This is a genomic window from Chryseobacterium sp. (assembly GCF_022712095.1).
Taxonomy (GTDB): domain Bacteria; phylum Bacteroidota; class Bacteroidia; order Flavobacteriales; family Weeksellaceae; genus Chryseobacterium.
The window spans coordinates 1-3476 of the sequence record NZ_JALAHD010000088.1 but is presented as its reverse complement, the minus strand read 5'-3'; the positions used below and the strand labels follow the sequence as shown (position 1 = coordinate 3476).

3 protein-coding genes are annotated in these 3476 nt (G+C 32.3%); 2 read left to right on the top strand and 1 reads right to left on the bottom strand.

Annotated features, from left to right (window positions below):
• Nucleotides 1–288 (top strand): helix-turn-helix transcriptional regulator (locus Q0A18_RS04280; RefSeq protein WP_292008936.1); only part of this gene is annotated, 288 nt, incomplete at its 5' end.
• 4 nt (nucleotides 289–292) lie between these two features.
• On the opposite strand, the gene Q0A18_RS04275 is transcribed toward Q0A18_RS04280, so the two are convergent.
• Nucleotides 293–1162 carry a HEPN domain-containing protein gene (locus tag Q0A18_RS04275; RefSeq protein ID WP_292008935.1) on the bottom strand — a complete coding sequence of 290 codons (870 nt, stop codon included), beginning with the start codon at nucleotides 1160–1162 and terminating at the stop codon, nucleotides 293–295.
• Nucleotides 1163–1363: 201 nt separating this feature from the next.
• On the opposite strand from Q0A18_RS04275, the gene Q0A18_RS04270 reads away from it, so the two are divergent.
• Nucleotides 1364–3376: a PHP domain-containing protein gene (locus tag Q0A18_RS04270; RefSeq protein ID WP_292008934.1), complete on the top strand. Its 2013-nt coding sequence runs from the start codon at nucleotides 1364–1366 to the stop codon at nucleotides 3374–3376.
• The last annotated feature ends 100 nt before the right edge of the window (nucleotides 3377–3476 follow it).

The window sequence follows — 3476 nt, the reverse complement described above, 5'->3', positions numbered from 1 at the left end:
GTCTATTTGTTTATGGCTGAGCAGTACATAGACAAGGAAAGTTTAGGAATTATTAGAGAAAAACTTTGGGCTATTTCAAATAAAAAAGAAATTACCCTTGAGGATATCCAAGATCGTACTGGATTTAGTTACAGCCAAGTTTATCGAATTGTACGCGGAAGTAACAATATGTCAGTAAGCGGCTTTATCGCGATTTGCAAAGCATTAGAAATCCAACCATCTGAAATATTTGATTTCAAGATCAAAATTCCCAAACATCTGCCATTAAGAAAAAACAGAAAATCCTAGATCTTTAAAGTTGCGAAATACGCTCTTCACAAAGTCTAGTCACCACATTTTCTAGTTTATCAACTCTACTAATTAATTTTTTCAAATCATCGGGATCAATAAAGTAATCATCTTTATATCGAGCGTCGATGTAAGCATTATTTAGAATTTTGAACAACCTATTTTCTTCGCTATCTGTTCGTGGGTATCTAAAAACATTATAAAGGTCTTGTGATATGTGTTTGGCATATTTACGATATGCTCTAATCCGGTGAGTCTTGGGTTTATATCCTGTATAGACTAATAAAACTCCTCCGTAAAATTTTTCCGCGGTTTGATTTAGAATGAAAACAACCTCGTTTAAGGGGAGTTTGTCTGCTAGAAATTCTTCATATAATAAATTCGTGGCCTTTAAAAACCTTGAGCCACTTTTAACCCATTTGTTAAAATCTTCAATAGCAAGTTGTTTCAGCTGTTCGTTAGTCAAAGGCTTACTTTCCACAAATGTATATTCTCCACTATCATAGAGCGTGATCCCCTCTTTGACAATATCGCTAAAAAAGTATTGACCTCTCTCTAAACCACTGTTGATATAGGAAATTGAATGTACAATCGCGCTTACCTCGTTTTTAAATTTCCCGGTACGGTTATCAATTTTACTAGCAATCTCAACTTCTTCACCTTTTTCCTTGTCACATAGAACCACCAAAATATCGTAATCGCTAATATAGGAATAGGTCATTCCTTTATCCACATACTCATCTTCTACCCACTTACCAGTAGCGTGACTCCCAAACAAAATTATCTTAGCAGGATTCGTTATTTCACAGATAATTCCAACGATTTCAGCTAATTCGTCTTGTTTGTGTTGGGGTAAATGGGATAGTTGATTCATAGGGTAAATTTACGAAAATTATGACAGAATTACCATTTGAAGAGTATAAGTTCCTCTAAATACTCAATTAATTCCTAATGGTTCTTTAAGTTAAAAGAACGCATCCAATTGGTTGAAATTACTTGCAACTGAAATTTTAAAATATAATAATATATGTTATATTTATAATTAGACAGCTATTTATTAACTAATATTTTTGAATTGAAAAAGATCGACCTACATATTCATACTGTAGCTTCTATTAGCGACTCGCCCTTTGACTTTTGCCTTGATACATTAAAAGAATATGTTACCAAACTTGAATTAGATTGTATTGCTATTACAAACCATAACCTTTTTGACCTTAAGCAATTTGAAGTAATAACCCAAGAATTAGGAATTAGGGTTCTTCCAGGGATAGAAATTGATCTCGAAAAAGGACATTTACTCCTTATTTCAGAAAACAAAGAATTGACAGATTTTGCAACTAAATGTAATCAGGTAAAAGGCTTGATAAATACAAAAGAAGACTATATTGATGTTGAAACACTAAATAAAATTTTTCCTGACCTCACCAAGTACCTTCTAATTCCACATTATGACAAAAGTCCAAATATAACCGCAGACACTTTGGCCAAGCTTTCTCCTCATATATTGGCTGGCGAAGTGACTAGTGCAAAAAAATTTACGACTTGCATAAAAGATAATGAAAAACTTACACCTGTCATATTTAGTGATATTAGAATCAAAAGTGGACTAAAAACATATCCAACCCGACAAACATTCATTGATTTAGAAGAAATAACTTTGGGAGGAATAAAATATTGCCTAAGTGACAAATCCAAAGTGAGTATGACAAAAAGTGATGGTAATAAGTTTTTTCAAGTTACAGATGATGGTCTCTATCTATCGACCGGTCTCAATGTTGTTCTGGGGGAACGTTCTTCTGGTAAAACACATACATTAGGCCGCATTATGGAATCACAGGAAGAAGTGAAATACATAAAGCAGTTTGCCTTATTACAAAATGACGAAGAAAAGTTTGAAAAATTACTCACAACGAGACATAGTACTGTCAATGAGAAATTTTTCAAAGAATTCAAAGACGTGGTAGATGAGGTCAAAAATATTGACCTTAGATCGAACAAATTAGATCTTGAAAAATATATATCAAGTTTATTAAAATTTGCATCTGAAAGCGATAAATTCGACACTTACTCTAAAACGATACTCTTTAGTGAATCACTACTTACGGAGATTGAACTGAAATCGTTAGAAAACCTTATCAAAGCAACGGAAACTTTGATAGAAAATACCGAGTATAAAGATATTATCAGTAAGCATTTGATTATCGAGAATCTTAAAAACCTATTAAGAGATCTTATTATCAAACACATAGAGCTTCATGAAGATAATCTAAAAAAAAGGTGGCTGAACGATGTTATACAAAAAATAAAAAGTGAACTACGGCTTAAATCAACTTCTACACCCCCTGATGATATTGACCTTTATCAAATTCTTATTGAAAATGAAAAAGTAAGAAGATTTAATTCTATCGTCGAGGAATTAAAAAAAGAAAGAGAAATAGATAGAAAGGAAATCAGAGGTTTTAAAGTCATAGCTAAAACAAAAACCTATAGTGGTGCGCAAGAAATGAAAAATAAGAGTGGTAAGATGCTTGTATTTAGTGATGCATTTTCAAGATATGATAACCCGTACAGCTTTTTAAATTCATTGAAAACAACTGGACTTCCTGAAACGGAGTATCATAAATTTTTTATTGACATTTGTTATCAAACATTGAATAAGCATAATGTCCCTGTCTCAGGAGGGGAAAGATCTGAATTCAATCTTTTACATGAGATAAATGATGCCCTTCAATATGACATGCTTCTCATTGACGAACCGGAATCTTCATTTGACAATTTATTCCTTAAAAATGAGGTTAATGAACTTCTAAAGTCAATATCCCAGCATATTCCTGTTGTAGTCGTCACACACAACAATACCGTTGGCGCATCAATACAACCCGATTATATACTTTACACAAAGAAAACTATAGTAGATCAAGAAATAAGTTACCAAGTATTCAGTGGACATCCGTCTCAAAAGACATTAAAAGATCAAAACGGAAAAGAGATAGAAAACTATGATATTTTGCTAAAGTGCCTAGAAGCTGGTAATGATGCTTATGAAGAAAGAAGAATAAAAACTTATGAAACACTTAAAAATTAATGATAACAAAGGGTTTTTTCTAAGAAAAACAGAAGGAAAAGAGCCTGAATGGATATTAATAGATCAAATTGGAAAAGATGATTTAATTCAACTTCTAAAT

What these genes read in the sequence shown, in the direction of transcription:
- Q0A18_RS04275 (WP_292008935.1), bottom strand. Translation starts at nt 1,162, where the DNA reads ATGAATCAACTATCCCATTTACCCCAACACAAACAAGACGAATTAGCT.